Origin of the sequence: uncultured Marinobacter sp. (assembly GCF_947259545.1) — a bacterium.
Taxonomy (GTDB): Bacteria; Pseudomonadota; Gammaproteobacteria; order Pseudomonadales; family Oleiphilaceae; genus Marinobacter.
In genome coordinates this window covers 644,210-664,935 of the sequence record NZ_CAMYMK010000002.1, presented here as the reverse complement: position 1 = coordinate 664,935, position 20,726 = coordinate 644,210, and the positions used below count along the sequence as shown (strand labels likewise).

At 57.3% G+C, this 20,726-nt stretch carries 27 protein-coding genes; 14 read left to right on the top strand and 13 right to left on the bottom strand.

What is annotated here, in order from left to right; genetic code table 11:
* The first annotated feature begins 318 nt into the window (after positions 1 to 318).
* The gene (locus tag Q0Y21_RS03220) at positions 319 to 1,233 is read left to right on the top strand and encodes a glutathione S-transferase family protein (protein WP_297791475.1); all 915 of its coding nucleotides are present in this window, start codon (positions 319 to 321) and stop codon (positions 1,231 to 1,233) included.
* 124 nt (positions 1,234 to 1,357) lie between these two features.
* A complete protein-coding gene (locus Q0Y21_RS03215; protein WP_297791473.1) occupies positions 1,358 to 1,636 on the top strand; it encodes a YebG family protein in 279 nt (92 codons plus the stop codon).
* 56 nt (positions 1,637 to 1,692) lie between these two features.
* Here Q0Y21_RS03215 and Q0Y21_RS03210 read toward each other — a convergent pair whose 3' ends face one another.
* Complete coding sequence (locus Q0Y21_RS03210) at positions 1,693 to 2,121, bottom strand: Lrp/AsnC family transcriptional regulator (protein WP_297791471.1); 429 nt, start codon at positions 2,119 to 2,121, stop codon at positions 1,693 to 1,695.
* Positions 2,122 to 2,263: 142 nt separating this feature from the next.
* On the opposite strand from Q0Y21_RS03210, the gene Q0Y21_RS03205 reads away from it, so the two are divergent.
* Complete coding sequence (locus Q0Y21_RS03205) at positions 2,264 to 3,358, top strand: arginine N-succinyltransferase (protein WP_297791469.1); 1,095 nt, start codon at positions 2,264 to 2,266, stop codon at positions 3,356 to 3,358.
* Positions 3,348 to 4,154, top strand: coding sequence for a DUF1338 domain-containing protein (locus Q0Y21_RS03200; protein WP_297791467.1), 807 nt, complete (start codon positions 3,348 to 3,350; stop codon positions 4,152 to 4,154). Before Q0Y21_RS03205 ends, Q0Y21_RS03200 begins: the two co-directional genes overlap by 11 nt.
* A 3-nt stretch (positions 4,155 to 4,157) precedes the next feature.
* Here Q0Y21_RS03200 and Q0Y21_RS03195 read toward each other — a convergent pair whose 3' ends face one another.
* Positions 4,158 to 4,823, bottom strand: a complete 666-nt coding sequence (locus tag Q0Y21_RS03195; RefSeq protein WP_297791465.1) for a protein-L-isoaspartate(D-aspartate) O-methyltransferase — start codon at positions 4,821 to 4,823, stop codon at positions 4,158 to 4,160.
* Between the two features lie 207 nt (positions 4,824 to 5,030).
* On the opposite strand from Q0Y21_RS03195, the gene Q0Y21_RS03190 reads away from it, so the two are divergent.
* Entirely contained in the window at positions 5,031 to 5,696 is a 666-nt protein-coding gene (locus Q0Y21_RS03190) for a hypothetical protein (RefSeq protein WP_297791463.1), read from the top strand.
* Positions 5,697 to 5,738: 42 nt separating this feature from the next.
* Here Q0Y21_RS03190 and Q0Y21_RS03185 read toward each other — a convergent pair whose 3' ends face one another.
* On the bottom strand, positions 5,739 to 5,933 hold the full coding sequence (locus Q0Y21_RS03185) for a hypothetical protein (protein WP_297791461.1): 195 nt from the start codon (positions 5,931 to 5,933) through the stop codon (positions 5,739 to 5,741).
* A 109-nt stretch (positions 5,934 to 6,042) separates the two neighbouring features.
* Here Q0Y21_RS03185 and Q0Y21_RS03180 point away from each other — a divergent pair, with 109 nt between their 5' ends.
* Entirely contained in the window at positions 6,043 to 7,677 is a 1,635-nt protein-coding gene (locus Q0Y21_RS03180; RefSeq protein ID WP_297792490.1) for a L,D-transpeptidase family protein, read from the top strand.
* On the opposite strand, the gene Q0Y21_RS03175 is transcribed toward Q0Y21_RS03180, so the two are convergent.
* Positions 7,674 to 8,555: a chemotaxis protein gene (locus Q0Y21_RS03175; RefSeq protein ID WP_297791459.1), complete on the bottom strand. Its 882-nt coding sequence runs from the start codon at positions 8,553 to 8,555 to the stop codon at positions 7,674 to 7,676. The genes Q0Y21_RS03180 and Q0Y21_RS03175 overlap by 4 nt on opposite strands.
* A gap of 114 nt (positions 8,556 to 8,669) precedes the next feature.
* Positions 8,670 to 9,365, bottom strand: coding sequence for a monofunctional biosynthetic peptidoglycan transglycosylase (gene mtgA, locus Q0Y21_RS03170; protein ID WP_297791457.1), 696 nt, complete (start codon positions 9,363 to 9,365; stop codon positions 8,670 to 8,672).
* A 120-nt stretch (positions 9,366 to 9,485) separates the two neighbouring features.
* On the opposite strand from mtgA, the gene Q0Y21_RS03165 reads away from it, so the two are divergent.
* Positions 9,486 to 9,995, top strand: coding sequence for a DUF2244 domain-containing protein (locus tag Q0Y21_RS03165; RefSeq protein ID WP_297791455.1), 510 nt, complete (start codon positions 9,486 to 9,488; stop codon positions 9,993 to 9,995).
* A gap of 26 nt (positions 9,996 to 10,021) precedes the next feature.
* On the opposite strand, the gene Q0Y21_RS03160 is transcribed toward Q0Y21_RS03165, so the two are convergent.
* On the bottom strand, positions 10,022 to 10,261 hold the full coding sequence (locus tag Q0Y21_RS03160) for a TIGR02647 family protein (protein WP_297791453.1): 240 nt from the start codon (positions 10,259 to 10,261) through the stop codon (positions 10,022 to 10,024).
* Positions 10,262 to 10,391: 130 nt separating this feature from the next.
* Entirely contained in the window at positions 10,392 to 11,177 is a 786-nt protein-coding gene (locus Q0Y21_RS03155) for an ABC transporter substrate-binding protein (protein ID WP_297791451.1), read from the bottom strand.
* A 30-nt stretch (positions 11,178 to 11,207) separates the two neighbouring features.
* On the opposite strand from Q0Y21_RS03155, the gene Q0Y21_RS03150 reads away from it, so the two are divergent.
* Both Q0Y21_RS03150 and Q0Y21_RS03145 read left to right on the top strand, forming a co-directional pair.
* Entirely contained in the window at positions 11,208 to 11,486 is a 279-nt protein-coding gene (locus Q0Y21_RS03150) for a SelT/SelW/SelH family protein (RefSeq protein WP_297791449.1), read from the top strand.
* 88 nt (positions 11,487 to 11,574) lie between these two features.
* On the top strand, positions 11,575 to 13,245 hold the full coding sequence (locus Q0Y21_RS03145; protein WP_297791447.1) for a GMC family oxidoreductase N-terminal domain-containing protein: 1,671 nt from the start codon (positions 11,575 to 11,577) through the stop codon (positions 13,243 to 13,245).
* A gap of 35 nt (positions 13,246 to 13,280) precedes the next feature.
* Here the strand turns inward: Q0Y21_RS03145 and Q0Y21_RS03140 are convergent, their stop codons facing one another.
* A complete protein-coding gene (locus Q0Y21_RS03140; RefSeq protein ID WP_297791445.1) occupies positions 13,281 to 13,961 on the bottom strand; it encodes an NAD-dependent epimerase/dehydratase family protein in 681 nt (226 codons plus the stop codon).
* Between the two features lie 85 nt (positions 13,962 to 14,046).
* On the opposite strand from Q0Y21_RS03140, the gene Q0Y21_RS03135 reads away from it, so the two are divergent.
* Complete coding sequence (locus Q0Y21_RS03135; RefSeq protein WP_297791442.1) at positions 14,047 to 14,523, top strand: DUF4112 domain-containing protein; 477 nt, start codon at positions 14,047 to 14,049, stop codon at positions 14,521 to 14,523.
* Here Q0Y21_RS03135 and Q0Y21_RS03130 read toward each other — a convergent pair.
* The gene (locus Q0Y21_RS03130) at positions 14,507 to 15,391 is read right to left on the bottom strand and encodes a DMT family transporter (protein ID WP_297791440.1); all 885 of its coding nucleotides are present in this window, start codon (positions 15,389 to 15,391) and stop codon (positions 14,507 to 14,509) included. The two genes, Q0Y21_RS03135 and Q0Y21_RS03130, sit on opposite strands and share 17 nt — an antisense overlap.
* A gap of 152 nt (positions 15,392 to 15,543) precedes the next feature.
* On the opposite strand from Q0Y21_RS03130, the gene Q0Y21_RS03125 reads away from it, so the two are divergent.
* Positions 15,544 to 16,245, top strand: coding sequence for a pseudouridine synthase (locus tag Q0Y21_RS03125; RefSeq protein ID WP_297791438.1), 702 nt, complete (start codon positions 15,544 to 15,546; stop codon positions 16,243 to 16,245).
* A 2-nt stretch (positions 16,246 to 16,247) separates the two neighbouring features.
* Here Q0Y21_RS03125 and Q0Y21_RS03120 read toward each other — a convergent pair whose 3' ends face one another.
* On the bottom strand, positions 16,248 to 17,054 hold the full coding sequence (locus Q0Y21_RS03120) for an SDR family NAD(P)-dependent oxidoreductase (RefSeq protein WP_297791436.1): 807 nt from the start codon (positions 17,052 to 17,054) through the stop codon (positions 16,248 to 16,250).
* Between the two features lie 185 nt (positions 17,055 to 17,239).
* Between Q0Y21_RS03120 and Q0Y21_RS03115 the strand changes: the two genes are divergently transcribed.
* The gene (locus tag Q0Y21_RS03115; protein ID WP_297791434.1) at positions 17,240 to 17,944 is read left to right on the top strand and encodes a lytic transglycosylase domain-containing protein; all 705 of its coding nucleotides are present in this window, start codon (positions 17,240 to 17,242) and stop codon (positions 17,942 to 17,944) included.
* Positions 17,922 to 18,494, top strand: coding sequence for a DUF2845 domain-containing protein (locus Q0Y21_RS03110; protein ID WP_297791432.1), 573 nt, complete (start codon positions 17,922 to 17,924; stop codon positions 18,492 to 18,494). Before Q0Y21_RS03115 ends, Q0Y21_RS03110 begins: the two co-directional genes overlap by 23 nt.
* Here the strand turns inward: Q0Y21_RS03110 and Q0Y21_RS03105 are convergent.
* Positions 18,488 to 18,988 (bottom strand): acyl-CoA thioesterase, encoded by a 501-nt coding sequence (locus Q0Y21_RS03105; protein WP_297791430.1) that lies wholly within the window; start codon positions 18,986 to 18,988, stop codon positions 18,488 to 18,490. The genes Q0Y21_RS03110 and Q0Y21_RS03105 overlap by 7 nt on opposite strands.
* Before the next feature lie 196 nt (positions 18,989 to 19,184).
* Here Q0Y21_RS03105 and Q0Y21_RS03100 point away from each other — a divergent pair, with 196 nt between their 5' ends.
* Entirely contained in the window at positions 19,185 to 19,610 is a 426-nt protein-coding gene (locus tag Q0Y21_RS03100) for a GFA family protein (RefSeq protein ID WP_297791428.1), read from the top strand.
* Between the two features lie 3 nt (positions 19,611 to 19,613).
* On the opposite strand, the gene Q0Y21_RS03095 is transcribed toward Q0Y21_RS03100, so the two are convergent.
* Positions 19,614 to 19,973: a thiol-disulfide oxidoreductase DCC family protein gene (locus Q0Y21_RS03095; protein WP_297791426.1), complete on the bottom strand. Its 360-nt coding sequence runs from the start codon at positions 19,971 to 19,973 to the stop codon at positions 19,614 to 19,616.
* Positions 19,974 to 20,043: 70 nt separating this feature from the next.
* Positions 20,044 to 20,610 carry an elongation factor P-like protein YeiP gene (yeiP, locus tag Q0Y21_RS03090; RefSeq protein WP_297791424.1) on the bottom strand — a complete coding sequence of 189 codons (567 nt, stop codon included), beginning with the start codon at positions 20,608 to 20,610 and terminating at the stop codon, positions 20,044 to 20,046.
* Positions 20,611 to 20,726: the final 116 nt, after the last annotated feature.

The window sequence follows — 20,726 nt, the reverse complement described above, 5'->3', positions numbered from 1 at the left end:
GCTCCCTGTTGTTATTGTAAGACCATCGGTTCTTATTCTGTTTTCAATGCATACTACCGGTATTTCAGCTTTCCTCAATAGCCGGACGTGCCTCTCCTAATGGCCGATTCGTACTCGATGCCGCGACCCCGCCCATGGTTCGTGACACTTTGTCAGAATGGTCTACATTGAAAGGCTGTGCGTAGTACAAAGGTCATTGCAGGAGATGCCTATGAAAACCACTGCCCGTTCGTCTCTTATTTTCCCAGCCTGGGGGCTTATTCTGATAGGCTCTGCTGCCTTCATTTACTGCGCTTCTACGGGGTTATTAACGTCCTGATGCACGAACTTGTTCTCTACCACTACGCCATGTCTCCGTTTTCGGAGAAAATCCGGGTCATGCTCGGCTACGCCGGCCTAGACTGGCAATCTGTCACTGTCAGGGAGATGCCTCCTCGCCCCACCCTTGAGATCATTGCCGGCGGTTACCGTAAGATTCCGGTGGCCCAGAATGGTGCCGATATATTCTGTGACAGCCGTAGCATATCGGCTGAAATCGCTCGCTTGACCGGCCGCAATGAACTGGTGCTTGAGCAGCAATCAGCTGATATTCAGGGCTTCGTGCGGGAGACAGACCTCGAACTGTTTCTGGCCTGTGTGATTGCCGCCAGTGATGGCCGCATGCTGAAAAAACTGATCAAAGAGACGTCATTGCTGAACGCCTTCCGGTTCCTGAAGGATCGCATCAATATGGGCCGTAAAGCCCGGGTAAAGGCCGCCCGAGGACCGGAAGCCAAGGCGCTGGTCCTTGCCCACATGGCAAACATGGAGTCCATGCTGGAGCAGGATTTCCTGTTTGGGGACTCTCCCTGCATTGCCGATTTTTCCGCCTATCACGGACTCTGGTTTGTGTGCGACCTGGCCGGTAAGCCCTGGCTCAGGGACTATCCCCGCGTCCGGGACTGGATGGCCCGCATGAGAGCCTTTGGTCATGGACGCCCCTCTGATATTACCGAGGATCAGGCCCTGGACATTGCCAGAAACAGCGCACCCAGAGGACCAGACAAGGATTCCCAGCACCCTCTGACCGGACAGGCTGTTGTCGTAAAACCGGACGACTATGGCCGGGAGCCCGTGCAAGGTGTGTTGGTATTCGGCGATGACGACACCATCGTCCTTGAGCGCGAGCACCCACGCACGGGTCTGCTTCATGTTCACTTCCCTGCTCAGGGCTTTACCATGTCGCCGGTGTGACCCATCATTCGCCAGCCCGACCCACCACTGTATACATATACAGCCTCCGTGTTGTACACTCACGCCATACGTAAACAATCACCCACACCCGATTCCTGCGTGTGGGTGCCCAATGGAGAGATTCATGGCTGTACAAGCACTGTATTACTCGGAAAGGGATGGACTGGAGATGGCGTTGAAACACCCGGATACCCTGCTGTTCTCATCCAAGGCGGAAGCCGATGCCAGAGATAAGGTCCTGGAACTGGCAGAGGAGATTACCCAGTTCCTGCAGTCGCGGGTTGAAGGCATGGATGAACACCTGGCAGAGAAAGCAGCGCTGGCCATCGCTGAAGAGAAGGAACTGTTTGGCAAGGCCCTGAAGAAGCCGTCACTGCTGAACCAGAGCAATATGCCAGAATAAAGGGTTCCACCAGAATAAAGCCGGATAACATGCTCAGGGACGAGCTCAGGTAACGACTAACGGCGAAAACGGGTTTCCAGAACCACCGCCGAATTGGTTCGCTCAACCCCTTCCAGATTGCCGATTTCATCCAGGACCGTACTCAACTCCTCCAGCGATTGCGCCTGCACAATCGCAATCAGATCATACTCCCCGCTCACTGAAAAAAGTTGCGATACCTGACTGATACTTTCCAGAGACGCGTTGGTTCGGGCTGTCAGTTTTTGATAGACCTTGATCGACACATGAGCCTCGACCTGATTGGCAACGTAAGCATCCCCCAACTGCACGGAATAGCCCTTAATTACCCCACTGCTCTCCAGACGTTCCAGCCGATTCTGGACCGTTGACCGTGACAAGTGGAGGGCCCGCGCCAGGTCCGAGATGCTCGTTCGAGCGTTCTGTCGTAACAACAACAGCAGCCTTTGGTCCTGCTTATTCAGCATATTGAAAACTCATACCAGCATTTTGCTAAATCTTTCCATTATTTCGATCAATTTGCCACTACAACTTACCGCGCTCCGCTTACATACTGATCCGCAAGAGATTAAAACAACAGACACACCATCCACTATGCGGGGACTGGCCATGATTATCCGCCCAATCCAGCACAAAGATCTGAAAGCACTGCTCGAGATTGCACGGGAATCCGGCCCCGGGTTCACGTCTCTGGTTGACGACCGGGTCTACCTGGAAAGAAAGGTCAGGCACGCCATAGACAGCTTCCGACGGGAGCTTCACCAGCCAGGCGACGAACACTATCTCTTTGTCCTGGAAGATGAGACAACCGGCGACATCATGGGTACAACCGGTATCGAAGCGTCCGCGGGGTATGACAGGCCGCTCTGCCACTTCCGGCGGCAAGCCGAACCCGGCTCACTTTCAGGGAGTGAACGTCTGACCCGTTGCACTTATTACACCGGCTGCACCGAAATCTGTAGCCTCTATCTGCGCCCCAGATACCGCCGGGCCAACGCTGGGAAATTGCTGTCGAAAGTGCGGTTCCTGTTCATGGCCCAGAACCCGCTTCGGTTTTCCGCCACGATCATTGCCGAGATGCGGGGCGTCTCGGATGCCAGTGGCCAGTCTCCTTTCTGGAACTGGCTGAAGCCCCGCGCGGGCAACCTGGACTTTGCCACCGTCACCCGGTTGGCAGGTGCAGCCACGCCTGAGCTGCTGGACGCCTTGTTGCCCGCGGAACCACTGACCACGGCGACGATGCCCACCGAAGCAATCCGGGTCATCGGCCAGGTTCATGAGCAGACACGACCGGCGCTGAAGATGCTGGAAGCGGAGGGATTCCGGCACACGGGGTTCGTCGACCTGTTTGACGCAGGCCCCACGGTGGAAGCACAACTGAACGAGATCACCAGCAGCAGACTGTCCACCCGCTGCCGCGTCCAGGTTGTTGATGACTCCATGCCCGCCATTACCCGCAATCACCCGGGCAACCGCGACAATGCTATGCTGATTGCCAATACTGCTGTATCGGATTTCCGTGCCACAGTCACCAGCGCAGCGGCCTGGCTGCCCCATCACAACCTGCTTTCTGTGCCGGAATCCCTGGCCCGTCAGTTGGGCCTGTCGGACGGCGGCATGACGCACGTTTTGCCACTGGCCACCACCGGGAAAGCTGGAGCCAACCCACACATCAACTCATCGGAGGTCCTGTATGCACACTGATCGGAACGCACTGTTTCAACATTTGTGGGACAGCTACCGCCAGGTAACACCTTCGGCCGAGGAAATACACCGCATCCTTGGAGCCGCGGAGGGTCAGAGCATTGTTAACGATCATATCGCCCTGCGCACCTTCAACCTGGCGCCCGTGGGCCTGGAGGCACTGGCAAGACACTTTACGTCTCTCGGTTACTATCAGGGTGGTGAGTACCATTTCGACGCCAAAAAACTCTACGCCCGGCATTATGAGCACCCGGATCCGTTGGCTCCCAAAGTGTTCATATCGGAACTCCTGACTGAGCAGTGCTCAAAAGAATTACAGGCCATTGCCGGTGAAATGGTGTCTCAGGTCGACCCGGAGGACGTGCTCGCGGATAACTTCCTGTATTCAGGACGACACTGGAGCGTGGACTATGCCACTTATGAGGCCCTGCTGCAGGAAAGTGAGTATGCCGCGTGGCTGGCCGCCTGGGGTTACCGCGCCAACCACTTCACCGTCAGTGTCAATCAGCTCAGCCAGTATCATACGGTGGCCGAGATTAACCAGTTACTGAAAGACAACGGCTATCGGGTGAACAGCTCCGGCGGGGAGATCAAGGGATCACCGGAGGAACTCCTGGAGCAGTCTTCCACCATGGCGGACAGGGTGCCGGTTCGGTTTTCTGACCGTACGGAGGCCATTCCCAGCTGTTTCTATGAGTTTGCACTGCGCTATCCCGATGCCAGTGGCAAACTGTATCCGGGTTTTGTTGCCGCCTCCGCGGACAAGATCTTCGAGAGCACCAACGCAACGGGCTGAGGACTAGGCACTCCCTTCGGGCCAGCCCTGTTCTCCCAGGAGAGGGACGAATCGCACACCGCCCAGGCTCTCGCGCTCGTACTCGGACGTCGACACCCGGGTTATGCGAACGAGGTCCTGGCTGATGTGCTCACCGCCAACAGGCATGACCAGGCGACCACCCACGGTCAGTTGATCCTTCAATGCCTGCGGGACCGACGGGCCGCCAGCGGCGACTACAATGCCGTCAAAAGGTGCCATTTCCGGCATTCCCAGGGAGCCATCGCCACAGTACACATGGACGTTGCTGAATCCTTCTGCACGCAATACCTCACGGGCATGTGCTGCCAGTGCCGGCAGTCGTTCAATACCGAAAACCTCACCGGCGATACAGCCCAGCACTGCAGCCCCATAGCCAGACCCGGTGCCCACATCCAGTGCTTTTTCTCCCCCTTGCAAATTGAGAGCGTCGACCATCAACGCCACCACATAAGGCTGGGAAATGGTCTGTCCTTCCCCGATCGCGAGTGGCCCATCTTCGTAGGCCAACTGCTCCATATCCTCTGGTACAAACCGCTCCCGTCGAACTCGGCGCATGGCCTCGATCACCAGGGGCGAGGTAATCCCCCTGCCCCGGATCTGAAGCTCCACCATCGACATCCTGCGTGATGTAAAGTCGGATTCGTTCATGGCATTCCCCCGATTCCGCTGAGCATTGCCAAGCCTCAAGGCGACAGATCCTGCCTTACCTTCAGTAACAAAACACTCATGTTTTACTATGGACGATTGTTCACCTCCTGACTACTTTTCATCCATAGCCTGCGCAATAGAAAACGGGACCACCAACAAAAACAACAAGGCAGCCAGCGCTGCCGTTTATCCATGAGGAGATCCGGAATGCCCGCACCAGTGAATCACCTGGAGGAACGAACACGGGATGCCAATGAGCTTCTGGAGGGGATGATGCCCTCTGCCATTACCCTGGCGATGATGATTCGTCACCGCAAAATGGCCACCTGGCTACGCACCGAGTTCGAAGGCTACAGCGAGAGTACACCAACGCCTCCCTATCGACGGGAACTTCCTGGCCACATCGTTGCCCGCTCGCCCCAGTACGGCTGGATTCCCGCCCCAGTGGATGACCAACAGAAAGCAGATCATGGCCGCCTGGACCTGGACGATGGCGTCAAGACACTGGAAAAAATCTGCTTAAACTGCAAAAAAGGCAATGGCAACAGGGTCCCCCTGCCTCCCGCAGAAATGGCGGACCTGCAATCCCGGATCAACCTGAGCGCCGAGCTGGCGATCAATGTCAGCCGTGATACATACTCCGGCGTCCTCAAAACCGTTCGAGCAGCGATCTACCTGTGGACTCAGGAACTCATGGCGTTCGGCATTGGAGGGGAACACAATTCGTTCAGCGCCGAGGAACGAAGCAAAGTAGCTTCACTGGATAACCCGGAACATTTCTGGCGGCGCGCAATGGCGGAACTGGACACTTTACCCATCCCCGACACCAGGGAGGTGGGCTTCTTCGAACGAGTATTCGGTCGGACCGGCTGAGCAACAGGGCCCCGACCACTTGTTGGCCGGGGTCCAGCCCTCTCAATAGGTAACGCGGTGCCGGTCGAAGATTTCGCGGACTTCCCGCTCCTCCTCCGAGGGAATCATCACCCTGATTACTTTGTTTTCCTTGTCCACATAGACTGATTCCCGGGGCAGTCCCGTCGCGAGCAAATCCTCTTCGGTGTTTTTTGCCTGATCAATATCCTCATAGTGTCCGTTCAATGTCGTGTTCATCGGGCATACCTCCTTTTTTACCGCCCAATAAAAGTCTAGGATTAATAACAGGGCTGTTCAATTCTTACCCGCCCTGGAGAGAGAAAGGATGTCCTCAGGTTTGACTGCTGTGCGAGTGGTGCTGTTGTTGGTGCTGAGTCTTTGGTCCTTCGGCAGTCTGGCGAATGATGAAATCCGTGAACGCATGGAAGCAATACATCAGGGATTTACAATCAGCGCACTCGGGGAACCCCTTTTGGCGCTGGACGCCCTGTCCGAGTTCTATAGTCACAGGGATTACGCCCTGGCATGGCACCGGGACAAGGATCGAGAAGCATTACTGGACACGATCAACGCGGCGAAACGCCATGGCCTGACACCGTCGGACTATCACTACAACCTGCTGGCGACGTTTGCAGCGCGATCCCCTGACGACCTGGGCCCCGAGGCAAGGGCGGATCTTGATCTGTTACTGACTGACAGTCTGCTACTGCTTACTTCGCACTTACTTCATGGCAAGGTAAACAGAGATTCACTTGAGGCAGAATGGACAGCGAACCGCCAGGTTCAACGCATCGACGAAATCGTGAGCCAGGCCCTGGAGTATCAGCAGATCCCGACCCTGATCGATCGTTTGACCCCTTCCCAAAGCGGTTACCAGCAGTTACTGACAGCCAGGGAATTCCTGCAATCACTGCTCTCCATCCCATGGGAGCCAATTGTCGACGGCCCCACCATCCGCCCCGGCATGATCGATAATCGGCTACCGCTTATCCGCCAGCGCCTGATTGCCCTGGGCGACCTGATGCCCACTATATCGTTGGAAGAACAGGTAATCGAACGCCGCTATACTGACAGGGTCGTGGCGGCCGTCACCAGGTTCCAGGCTCGCCACGGGCTGGCCACCGACGGATTGATCGGGCGAGGCACCCTCGCCAGCCTAAACATCTCCCCACAGGAAAAGCTGGCGCAACTGGACGCCAATCTTGAACGCTGGCGGTGGCTACCCGAGCTCGGCGATACCTACATCATCGTAAACATTGCCGGATTCGAACTGCGCATGATAAGGAAGGGCGAAGAGATTCTGAAAACGCGGGTGATCGTCGGGCGCCCCTACCGGCAGACCCCCGTATTCAGTGATCGCATTCGCTATCTGGTCTTCAACCCAACCTGGACAGTTCCACGCACTATCATGACCGAGGACCAGTTGCCCGCCATACGAAGAGACCCGGACTATCTTCAGAAAATGGATTTCACAGTGTATCGGGGGTGGGGTGCGGATCGTGTCCGAGTCGATCCGGAAACTGTTGACTGGTGGCTGCTTTCCGAGAACAACTTTCCATTCCAGCTAGTCCAGGAGCCCGGACCGCACAATGCACTTGGCAGGGTCAAGTTCATGTTTCCGAACAAATTTGATATCTACCTGCACGACACGCCCGCCCGCAGCCTGTTCTCCCGCAGCGAACGTACCTTCAGTTCCGGCTGCATTCGAGTGGAAGACCCGTTCAGGCTCGCCAGCCTGTTGCTTCAAGGCCAGAATGGATGGTCAAGGGATCACATCGACCGCGTGGTCAATTCCCGCCAACAGACCACGGTATACCTGAAAGAGCCTGTACCGGTACATCTGGAATACTGGACCACCTGGGTGGACGAGGACGGCACCCTGCATTACCGCAATGACATCTATGAGCGTAACCCTCGCCTCATTTCAAAGCTGACGGAACACCCACGGACACTGTCTCCCGATCAGGCCAGTACCAACTAGTGCCCGGCACCCCGCAGCATCGCCTGCATCAGCTCCTGGGCATCAAACTTGGTCAGGGCCTCATTGGCGCCCACCTGGTTGGCATAGCTGAGACTCATTTCACTGTTCAGGGACGTGTGAAGGATAATAAAAGGCTGCTTGAGTGAACCCTGATCTCGGAGATTGAATGTCAGCTCATAGCCATCCAGCCCCGGCATTTCTATGTCGCTCACCAGAATGTCTACGGGCTCACCAATGGAATCCGCCTCCTGGATTATTTCCAGAGCACTCTGGCCATTACTGGTCACTTCGTAGGGAATGCCTTTACTATCCAGCACATCGGAGAGTTGTTTGCGAGCCACCTGGGAATCATCCACTAGCAGAATTCGCTGGGCCCTGAGCGTTTCGCTTTCCAGATCCGTCAGGGTTGCCCCATCGCTATTAACCGCAGAGGGATAGACTTTCGACAGCAGCAGTTCAACATCCAGTAACTGAACCAGTTCCCCGTCCAGGTCGAGCAACCCCGTCACAAAGGCCTGATCACCCAGGGCCGCGGGCGGTGACTGAACCTGACTCCAATCGGCCTCAATGATCTTGCTGACACTGCGCACCACGAAACCGATTTCCTGGCGCTGGATATCCGTCACAATGATGGAACCGGCTTTCTGTTCATCGGGTGTGAGGGGACGCCCGCCTACGGCGGCAGCCATATCAATGACCGGTACAGCGGCACCTCGAAACGACATGGTGCCGAGCACGGCGGCGTGACTGTGGGGCAATCTTGTCAGCCGGGTGTATGGCAGGATTTCGCGAATTTTCAGCGTTCCGAGCGCGAACTGCTTTCGTCCAGTCAGGTTAAACAGCAACAGTTTCTGGGAGTGGGCGGTTTGTCTGGACATATCAGGCGCAGTTCCTGTGGCAAGATGACGACCTCAATACTCTAGCAGAGCCGCCCCGGACGGGGTATCTGAAAGAATGTATTGATTTCGTTACACCTGCCCCGGAAGTCCGGGTCAAAGCCCCTGGATATACCCCGGCCCCGATAGTTGACGCATCTGCCGTTGCACCCAGGCCGCACGCTCCCACACGTATTGTGAGGGATTATCCACGCTCAGCACTTTCGGATTGGGCAGCACTGCCGCCAGCCTTGAGGCCTCGGACGGTGAGAGGTAACGGGAGCTGGTGCCGAAGTAGACCCGGCTGGCCGCCTCCACGCCGTATATACCCGGCCCGAATTCTGCAATGTTCAGATATACCTCGAGAATTCGCTGTTTTGGCCAAAGCGCTTCAAGCCCCAGCGCCAGCACTGCCTCAAGCGATTTTCGGACAAAGCTTCGACCGTTCCAGAGAAACAGGTTCTTGGCGGTTTGCTGAGTAATGGTGCTTGCTCCCCGCAATCCCTCGCCAGCCTCATATTCGGCCAGGGCTTTGCGGATCGCGGCAAAATCCACCCCCCAATGATCGGGAAAGCGCTGATCCTCACTGGCGATCACGGCGAGTGGCATCCACGGGGATATATCGGCGTAGTCCACCCACTGCTGCAGAATGCTGTCGTCCCGGTGACTGAGACTGTGGGCAAGCATGAACGCTGTGGTGGGCGGATCAATGAATCTCAACACCAGCAGGACAGCAGCCAGCAGGCCCAGCACACTGGCGAGACACCAGGACAGGAGCCGGAAAATACGGCGCGGGAAAGTTTTTTTCGCCAAATGGAAACTCCGATGCACTTGCAGCTATGCTAAAAGCAGACAGTATGTCGTGGTTTCCGCCCCTTTTGAATTACAGGTCTGTCAGGCGGCGGTAATCATACCCCTTGCGGGATAAGGGCAATGGTAAAACACCTCGAATGCAAGAAAGGGCTCAGGCTGTTACTGACGCCTAACCAGTCACTCAGCTGGCGGGGCAATGTTCAGGTCTGGCTGGCACTGTTTTCTGTGTCACTGGTGATTGCCACCGGCATGGCCCTGGCCGGCGCCTGGGTTGTGATGCCCTTTGCGGGACTGGAGCTCATCGCCCTGGCAGCCGGTATTTACTACACGGCGCAGGCCTGCCAGACGCGGGAAATACTGTCCGTTTACCCTGACAGTCTTACCCTGGAGAAAGGCAGACGAGTCAAGCAGGCCGAATGGACACTCCCTCGACACTATGCAAGGGTTCGCGCCAACATGCCGCGACATCCCTTCACGCCCCCCAAGCTGTTCCTCTCCTACCGCGAGGAGCACATTCCCCTGGGGGCGTTTCTCAATGTGGAAGACACTCAGATACTGCTACGCATTCTGGAGGGCAAGGGGGTGACGATCGATCGCAGGGCACCGGAACCGGACATTGGATTATGGTAATGGCTCCGGCCCCTGACAGACCGAAATTATTGGCTGGAGAGAATGGACTGGAGTTTCTGGGCCAACTCCACTGCCTCACTGCCCAGACTGGTCAGATAACCGCCATCCTGCTGGGTGATCAACCCCTTCTGGTGCAAGCGTTCGGCAGCTTTCACTGTGTCCTCCGGTGCGGAGTGCTGGTGGACCTTGATGCCCTCCTGCGCTGAGGAAGAACCGAACAGGGTGAGCAGATTCAGTTCGGCAAGATGATCAGGGGAAAAAGCCATGGATAATCCTCATAAAATAGTGGAGCTACCCTACTAGTTCTATACGAGGATCGGGGAATCTACAAAACATTTCTGCACAAAGTGCGCGAGCCCCGACTCCCTCCAGGTCTCGCCGGCATCACTCAACTCGTTACTGGTACTGACTGATCAGATGATCGAATTCGCCCGCCTCACGCGCCTGATCCAGAGCATTCTGCAGGGCAGCCACTATCGTAGGCGATGTTTCATTGCTCAACGCCAGATACATGGGCGTTTCACGGAACACCAGGACGGGGTTCAGGCCACTGATACCATGTTCCTGCTCCGCAACCAGGGGACCGACAAGTCCATCGGTTACCCACAGGTCCGCCTCTCCCAGTTCGAGCCGGCGGGGGTTAACATCCCCCGAGATACTCATGACCACTTCAAAACCCTGGCTGACCAGGTAGTCAGACATCACATCGCCTTTGTATCCAGCGATGCGATATTTCCTGGCATCCTCCAGGGAGTCCAGCGTGATATCCGACCCCGGAGCTGCAAACAGCGTCCACTGTATCGGCGCCAGTGGCCCGACCCATTGGAACTGGTCTTCACGCTCATCGGTTCGGGCCGTGCAGAACAGGCCATGATTCTCGCGCCCCTGAACCCAATCATAGGCATAACTCCAGTCCCGCATTTTCATCACGTACTGGTAATCCACGCGCGCGAGCATGGCCTTCACCATGTCGCTGCAAATACCAGTAATCTCGTCCTCACCATGGGCGAAACCTTTGCCGGAGACTGCCTCGTTGTAAGGTGGATAGTTTTCAGTAAATATGTACAGGCGCTCCGAGGCGTTTGCGCCGGCGGCACTCAGGATGACGGTACTAAGCGCAACAAAGCCCGACAGGCTGCCTTTCAGTATCCTTGAGAAGAGCGCGGTTATCAGGGTAGACATGTTCGTGTCCTTAAAATATTGTGGGGAGCCATGACCAATCGAGTTGATATTCACTACTGCACCGGTTGCCGCTGGCTGATGCGGTCAGCCTGGATGGCCCAGGAACTGCTGACCACCTTTGAAGGCGAACTGGATGAGCTGACACTGCACCCGGGTACGGGTGGCATTTTCGAGGTCTGGGTAAACGGTACACAAATCTGGTCGCGCAAGGAACGGGGTGGATTCCCGGATATCAAGCAACTCAAGCAACTGGTCCGCGATAAAATCAACCCACAGAGGGACTTAGGGCACTCCGACAGGCAGGCCTGATGAATTAGTCTAAGTCAGGGTGTAATTGGCTGCGTTATACGCTACAAAACCAACGACCACTACAACAAAAACACCCTGGTTAAACGGCATGAATGACAGCACAAGACCTGCCTCAGAACACTTCGATTACATCATCGTGGGTGCTGGCACCGCCGGGTGCCTGCTCGCCAATCGCCTCAGCGCCAACCCTGACTACCGGGTACTGCTGATTGAAGCCGGTGGTCGGGACAACTACCACTGGATTCACATCCCCGTGGGTTATCTCTACTGTATCGATAATCCCCGCACCGACTGGCGCTTCAGGACCGAGCCATCGCCCGGCCTCAATGGCCGCACACTGATCTATCCGCGAGGCAAGACCCTGGGCGGCTGCTCCAGCATTAACGGCATGCTCTACATCCGTGGCCAGCGCCGCGACTACGATCATTGGGCGGACGTAACCGGAGACGACGCCTGGCGCTGGGACAACTGCCTGCCAGACTTCATGCGCCACGAAGACCATTACCGGCTCGATGCCGGCGGAGATGCGGACGATCACCACGCGCAATTCCACGGCCACGGCGGTGAATGGCGGGTGGAACACCAGCGGTTGAAATGGCAGGTGCTGGAGGATTTCGCCGAGGCCGCGGTGCAGGCGGGCATTCCCCGCACCCGGGATTTCAATCGAGGCGACAACGAAGGTGTCGATTATTTTGAGGTTAATCAACGCGCCGGCTGGCGCTGGAACACCTCCAAGGCCTTCTTGCGAAGCGTCGCAAAACGCCGCAACCTGACTGTCCGTCACTCCACCCAGGTGCTCGGGCTCGAAATGGACACCGGGACGCGCCGCCAGCCCCGGTGTACCGGCGTGCGAATCTCTGGTCCCGGCAACAGCGAGACGCTTGCCGTCGCCTCACGGGAAGTCATTCTCTCCGCCGGCTCGATCGGCTCACCGCAACTGCTGCAGCTGTCCGGCATCGGACCGGCGGACCTGCTCAAACAGCATGGTATCCCGGTGATCAGGGAGCTTCCTGGTGTTGGAGAAAATCTTCAGGATCACCTGCAGATTCGCTCGGTCTACAAGGTCCACGGCGTGAACACGCTCAACACCCTGGCCGGCTCCCTGTTCGGCAAGGCTAAAATCGGTCTTGAGTACCTGCTCAAACGCTCAGGCCCCATGAGCATGGCGCCGTCCCAGCTGTGCGCCTTCACCCGCAGCTCCGACGACTACGACTACGCCAACATTCAATATCATGTGCAGCCGCTGAGTCTGGATGCTTTTGGGCAGCCCCTGCACGACTTCCCGGCGATTACCGCCAGTGTGTGCAACCTGAACCCTACCAGCCGCGGCACCGTCCGCATCCGCAGCCGGGATCCCCGTGAAGCGCCCGCCATCGCCCCCAACTACCTGAGCACGCCGGAAGACCACAAGGTAGCTGCCGATTCATTGCGGGTCACCCGTCGCATTGCCGAACAACCGGCTCTTGCCAGGTATCAGCCGGAAGAATACAAACCTGGTCTGCAATACCAGACCGACGACGAACTGGCCCGCCTGGCCGGAGACATCGGCACCACCATCTTCCACCCCGTCGGCACCACTCGCATGGGGCGCGCGGATGACGATATGGCGGTGGTGGACTCCCATCTTCGGGTTCGGGGGATCGACGGTTTGCGGGTAGTGGATGCCGGTGTCATGCCCACCATCACCAGCGGCAACACCAACTCGCCCACCCTGATGATCGCGGAGAAAGCCGCCGCCTGGATACTGGCCGGCAAATAAGCCGGCCGGGAAGAAGAAGGGTTCGGGGGCGCACGCTATCTTGCCAGGGCGACGATGTCCGGATACTCATGAATCCGGACCACATCCTTAACATCCGTGGTTAATGACAGCCCACAGACCTCGTTCACCATGGCCCGGGCAACGGTGTCAGCCTCAATGCCACGGTATTTTTCCAGTGGCCCAATCATCGCCCGGTTGAGCAGGGGCATGGCCTTCATGCCCAGGGCCTCAGCCGTTCGGTGTTCCTCGCGATCTCCGAGCAACAGACTGGGACGATAGATCGACAGGAAGGGGTAGCCAAGCCCGCTGACACTGTCCTCCAGCTCCCCTTTTACACGATTGTAAAATACGTTTGAGGATGACGACGAGGCAATTGCAGACATCAGTACAAACGCCCGAGTCCCACGGGACCGCCCGAGTTCCGCCGCCTTGAGGGGGTAGCCATAATCCACTTTACGAAACACCTGCTGGGAACCGGCTTTGCGAATGGTCGTGCCGAGGCAGCAGACAATGACGTCGACTTCGAACAAATCCGCGTACTCATCCAGGCGGTCAAAATTCACTTCCCGCTGCACGAGTTTTGGATGCTGCCTGTCGGCTTCCCGCCGCACGGGAGTAACCACCGAGGCCACCTCATCCCTTGGCAGCAGTCCGTCCACCACCATGCTGCCGGTGAACCCCGTGGCACCCAAAACCATAACCCTGATCGTCGTCATTTACCCAAGTCCTCGCATCCATCCTGGCAGAAAGCTAACATTCTACCTCACTCCACACCCAAGAACTTCCGAGGAAAAAGCTGACATGCCCAATGGGGAAACCACCACCGGCCAATCCGATCTGAGAACCCGACAACAGGCGACACTTGCCCGGCTCGACAAGTTTTCCCGGGTAACTGACACTGCCATCCGGATTCCCTTTACGAGGATTCGTCTCGGCCTGGATCCCATCATCGGGTTGTTACCGGTGGTGGGTGACCTGATAGGCCTGATGTTGTCCCTGTATGTGCTGTTGGAAGCGCATCGTGCCGGCGCCGGCAAGCGCATCAAGGCTCACATGGTCAAGAATATGCTGATTGAGACTTTCGGCGGCATGGTGCCTGTGGTGGGGGACGCGTTTGATATCGTCTATAAAGCCAACACCCGCAATACACGCCTGCTGCGGGAGTATCTGGAACAGGAGCTGAATACGGAACCACAACCCCGGTTTCCCTGGATGCAGCTGGTAGTCCTGGTCATCCTGCTGGCCATACTCAGCAGTGTGATCATGCTCGCCTGGTAACCACCAGGGCCACCCCGGTGATGGAAATCGCACCACCAACCATGGCGAGAACACCCAGCCGCTCGTCAAACAGCAGGAACGCCTCCAGCGCAGTCACCGGCGGGACCAGGTAAAACAGGCTCGCCACCTGCGAGGCGGCCCCCTGGCGGATCAGCCACATCAGCAACAGGATCGCGCCGATGGAGACACCAAACACCAGCCAGGCCATGGAGAGCTGCAGCTGAAGCGCCCATTCCACTTCCCGGGTTTCCAGGGTGAAAGCCCCGATGGCAAAAAACACCGCCGCAGCGCTGTATTGGATCAACGTGCCCGCCACCAGATCCGCCTGGGTGCCGTTGCGCTTCTGATACACCGTACCGAGGGATATCCCTGCCAGGGAGAACCCGGCCCAGACCAGGGTCCATAACGGGAAATCCGAGGTATTGCCATCACCGCCGACAAACTTCTCCAGCAACACCAGTGTGACGCCCACCAGCCCCAGAGTCAGCCCCAGCCATTGTCGCCCCGAGACACCTTCCTTCAGCACAATCACCGCTGCGGCCGACGTCACCAACGGTTGCAGACCAACAATCAGAGACACAATACCTGACGGCATACCGCCCTGAATGGCGTAATACACACCACCCAGGTAGCAGCCATGGACCAGCAGTCCGGTAATGGCCAGATGCCCCGCACCCCGCCATCCCGGCCAGTGGGTTTTCATCAGCCACGCCAGCCCTGCCAGCAACACCAGGGTGAACAGCATGCGGATCAACAGCAGGGTGAAAGGCTCCGCATACGGCAGCCCGTACTTGGCGCCAATGAATCCGGTGCTCCACAACCACACAAACAACGCAGGCACCAGAAAGGTAAAGAAAACTGAACGCATGACGACTCAACCAGGCAGAAAGATTCCAGAGTACAGCAACTTTAAAAGTTAGCAGGGAATCAATACAGGTACAGGTAAAGGGCTTTACCACCATCACAGTCACAGACTCGTGACGCTGTCCTGCCCCGAAGCAACCCGCTATCATTCACGCCATGAAACTTTCCCGAATCCTCAGCAACCAGAACGGTGTCAGCCGTCAACAGGCCAATGCGCTGATTGCCGCCGGCCGTGCCATGGTGAACGGCGAAGTGTGTACCAACGCCTCTCTCGATGTTGACGGGTTCACCACCGTTGCCGTTGATGACAATATCATCCAGCCTGGCTCACAGGCCCGGTACCTGATGCTGAACAAGCCCGCCGGTTACCTCAGCGCCACCGTCGACGCCGTTCACCCCACAGTGCTGGACCTGATTGCTCCGGACCTGCGGGAGAGCCTGCATATAGCGGGACGCCTGGACCGAGCCACCACCGGCCTGCTGATACTGACCAATGACGGCACCTGGTCCCGGCGCCTGACCGAACCCAGGGTCAGAATTCCCAAGGTCTACCGGGTGACCACCGCATACCCGTTGTCGCCCGACACCGAGGCACGCTTTGCCGCGGGCATCTGGTTCGAATACGAACAACTGACAACCTCGCCCGCACACATTGAACAGATGGATGCCACCAACGCCCGGCTGACGATTTACGAGGGGCGTTATCATCAGGTGAAGAGAATGTTCCATGCCGTAGGTAACCGTGTCGTCTCCCTGCACCGGGAGCAGATGGGCGCCATAACCCTCGACGGGAAACTTCAACCCGGTGAGTATCGCGCGCTGAGCCATCAGGAAACCCAGTCCATCCCCCGCCGGTAAGGTCAGCTGTCCTTGCGCATTTTCTGCTTCAACATACGATCCATCTGGCGGAAGGCTGGCTGAGTAAGCCGGGTCACCGGGCCCGGCAACGCCGCCAATGCCAGACTGCCCAGGGTGCCCACCGGACTTCCCACCCGCGCCGGACGTTTGTTCACCGCCTTTACAATCCACCCCGCCGCCTTGTCCACATTCATCATTGGCATATGCCGGTAGATGCTGGTTCTCGAGGACATGGGCGTCCGCACCATCGGAAAGTACACCACCGTGACATCAATCCCCTTGTGGCCAAGCTCCGCCAGAAGGGATCGGGAAAAGGACTCCAGCGCCGACTTGCTGGCAAGGTAGGCGGAAAACAGCGGGATCGGCACCTGGGACGACAGCGTCGAGATGTTCACCACCTGCCCTTCCCCCTGTTCGAGCATGCGGGGCAACAGTTTGAGGGTCAGTCCCACTGCGGCAATGTAGTTGATGTTTATGGTGCGCTGGTAATCATGCAGTCGGTCCAGGGCCTCGGTGATTGGACGTCGAATCGAATGGGCTGCGTTGTTCACCAGCACATCCACCCGTTGATGCTCATTGAGAATACGCTCGGCACACTGGCTGAGGGACGCCTCATCGGTCAGGTCCGCCGGGTAGATCCATGCCTGCCCGCCATCGCCGGTGATCTCACGTTGAACACTGGCCAGCTCTTCCTCCCTTCGCGCCACCAGGCACACCCTGGCGCCCTGCTTCGCTAACTGTCTCGCCGCAACCGCGCCAATACCACTGGAAGAGCCGGTGATGACCACCGTTTTACCTGCCACGCCCATGATCGTTTTTCCCACACTTGTGAATGAATCAAAAGCCTATGATCAAAGCCTGTGAAAATACAATGACTGGAGACACCATCACATTTGCGAATATCGACACTTATCGTTACGTTTCTTCCATACCACAACGACGTATACTGGCGTTTATCATGCAGATATCCGTTCAGATTTCTCACGAGTGCACAATGACAAGCGGTAATCTTCTCTCCACACCAATTCTGGCAACCCTGTTGCTGGCATTACTGTCCCAACCGGTTGCTGCTGGTGGCGTGAAACGTATTGTCCACCCCGACGGCACGGTGGAGTACACCAATGTCAAAAACAGCGAACAGCGGCGTGCTTCCAGCAAGAATGAGGTGGTCTATCGCTACCGGGATGACAATGGCGTGGTCGCCTACAGCAGCAACCAACCGGCAGGGGCTGATTTTGATGTCATCCGCTTCCACTGCTATGCCTGCGATCCGAATTCCAGGGTTAACTGGCGGACCACGCCGCTTTACCGCGAACCTTACCGTGACGAAATCCAGGCAGCTGCCCGGCAATACCAGATTGACCCGGCCCTGGTTCGCGCGGTCATCCACGCGGAATCTGCATTCAATGCCCGCGCCATTTCCCCCAAGGGCGCCCAGGGGCTGATGCAGTTGATGCCGGCAACGGCCCGGGAACTGGCTGTCAGCAATGCCATGAACGCGGCCGAGAACATCCGTGGCGGGGTCAATTACCTGGCGCAGATGCTGGAGCGTTTCGGCGGTGACACCAGGCTGGCCACCGCTGCCTACAACGCCGGCCCCGGTGCGGTTGGTCGCCATGGCGGCATCCCGCCGTACGCGGAAACCCGCGCCTATGTAGAGCGGGTGGGTATTCTCCATGAACGTTACGCGCGCAACTAAAGTTCTCGTCTGCCTTACCTTACTGCTGACCATCAATCCCGTGATGGCCTCTTTCCGCTGCGGCAGTGCTCTGGTGAGCCAGGGTGACTGGCCGCTGGAAGTGGAAGAGCGCTGTGGTGAGCCGGATTACGTTGCGACCTATCCCCAGGCCGTTGTACCGGGACTTGGCGTGGTCCAAACCGAGGAACACTGGTACTACAACCGCGGCCCCCAGAGCTTTATCCGGCGATTGGTTTTTCGTAATGGCAAGCTGCACCGGGAAGACAGCCTGGGTTACGGCTTTTACCCGGATAACGCGGGCCCCTGCGATACAGGCGCCCTGCAGGAGGGTATCAGCGAATTCGAAGTCGTCGCCCGTTGTGGCCAGCCCCTGTCAAGGCAGGTGACCTGGCAGGTCGTTACTCCCGGTCGCTCCAGGCTCGCACACCGGAGCTATCCGGTCCCCGTGGAAGAATGGCTGTACGAACTGAGCAATACCCAGTTCCGCCGGGTGGTCACTCTGCGTAATGGCCGGGTGGTGGATGTGGAGTCCACCAAAAAACCCTACTGACCCGTGCGACTGGATAACTTTTCCCGAGTCTGCAAACGCCCTTTTCGCCGAATTTCCGCATTCTCGAACCGACGTTTCTGCTCGTCGGTTTCCGGTATCGCTTCAGGGACATCGACCGGCTTATCCTCTTCATCCAGCGCCACAAATGTGAAGAACGCCGACAGGATATGCCGAACCTCTCCGGTATAGCTGTTTTCAGCCTCGACCCGGGCGCCGATTTCCATGGACGAACCCCAGCTTCGGTTCAGTGACAGGCTGAACAACAGGGTATCGTTCCCTTTCGCCGGCGCGCGGAAGTGAATGGAATCCACTGCGGCCGTCACACAGACATGGGCCGAGTGACGCTCGGCAACCACCAGTGCCAGGCGATCACACTTGGCCATGATCATGCCGCCGAACACCGTGTTATGGGAGTTCATGTCATTGGGAAAAACTTTATAGACATGCTGCTCAATGGCAGACGCGGAAACGGGTTTGGATTTAGGGCTGGGCATGCTTCCCTCCTGATGAGCCAAGTTGCCAAGCGTACTGAAACAACCCCACAGATAACAGAGCAAATCAGCTGTGGCCCGCTATCGGCACTTTCGAAGTATTTACATCAACAATATGTCTCTGGAATATTAACCCGAGCGCCATTAATAACGGTAAATATGGAAACGTTCCGTATCCAGGCAATTGAGGGAGAGCATTATGAGCCAGCATCAAGGCAGCTGTTTCTGTGGTGAGGTGAAATTTCAGGTCAGTGGTGAGCCAGCGGCCATGGGCTATTGCCATTGCGATTCCTGTCGGCGTTGGTCAGCGGGCCCCGTGAACGCGTTCTCGTTATGGCCGCCCAGCAACTTCGAAGTTCTTGCCGGCGAGGATCAGATTGGCACTTTCCACCTGACTGAACAAAGCTACCGGAAATGGTGCAAGAAGTGCGGTGGGCACGTCTTTACCGACCACCCGACAATGGGGCTGGTGGATGTTTACGTAGCCAACCTGCCCGACCTGGAATTCAAACCGGCACTGCATGTTCACTACCAGGAATCCGTACTGCCCATCCACGACGGCCTGCCCAAAATGAAGGACGTGCCAGCGGAGATGGGGGGCTCGGGAGAAACCCTGCCCGAATGAAGATCAACTGCTGAGGCGCTTGGCCACCCATCGATGATACAGCCAAGCAAGAGCGGGCCGAATCACCGGCAAGCCAATCAGCCACGCCAGGGGTTTCAGGGCGGGCACGCGGGACATCAGCAGGATATAGGCATCCATTTCCCGGTGTACCCTGCCCTGGTCGTCCTTGACGTGCAGCTCCCGGAGGGCCTTGTCAGGGTCAATGCCCTGACGGCGCAACTCTTCATCACGCCCGGTAATATCCAGCCACTCAACGGACTCTCCTGTCCTCCCCGCCAGCTTTTCGTACCACCGGCGGTCCTTGATGCAGGCGGAGCAGGAGCCATCGTAGAACACCACCAGTTTGCTGGCTGAGGTAGTCATAATCGCCTCCTTCAGAAATCTTGGCGTTACCCCCATTATCAATTCCGAAGGGCGCCCCTTTCAAATCAGGTCAGACACGCCCCAGGAACCGGCGCTCCTCTACATTCACCTTGATCCTGTCGCCGGTGGAAATGTGCTCGGGCACCTGGATCACCAGCCCGGTCGACAATGTCGCCGGCTTGGTTCGCGCCGTTGCCGAACCGCCCTTGATGGATGGATCGGTTTCCACGATTTCCAGGTCCACCGTCGGCGGAAGACCCAGTGCGACCGGGGCATCACTCACCAGAATCACCATCAGGCCCTCGGTGTCTTCGCTGATAAACAGCAGCTCTTCCGCGATGGACTCCCGGTTCAGGCTGTATTGCGTGAAGTCTTCACTGTCCATGAAGACGTACTCGTCGCCATCGGAATAGGAAAAGGTCGCCGGTCTGCGAACCAGGTCTGCCAGGTTCAGCATGTCCGAGTCCTTGAAGGTCTCGTCTATCTTGTTACCTGTCACTACGTCATACATCCGCATGCGGTACAGGCTGCCGCCGGCACGCCCCTGTGGCACCGACCGCTCGATGTCCTTTACGAAATAGGCCCTGCCTTCATACTCGACCGCTGAGTTCTTCTTGATTTCACTGGCTTTTGGCATTGTTTCTGGTTCCGGAATAAAGAATGGGACAAAAGAGTTGCTGATATACCATGAAGACGGGCGACAAAGCGATAGGTGCTTGTGTTCTGCACAACCACCCAATAGGTAGCCCGTCA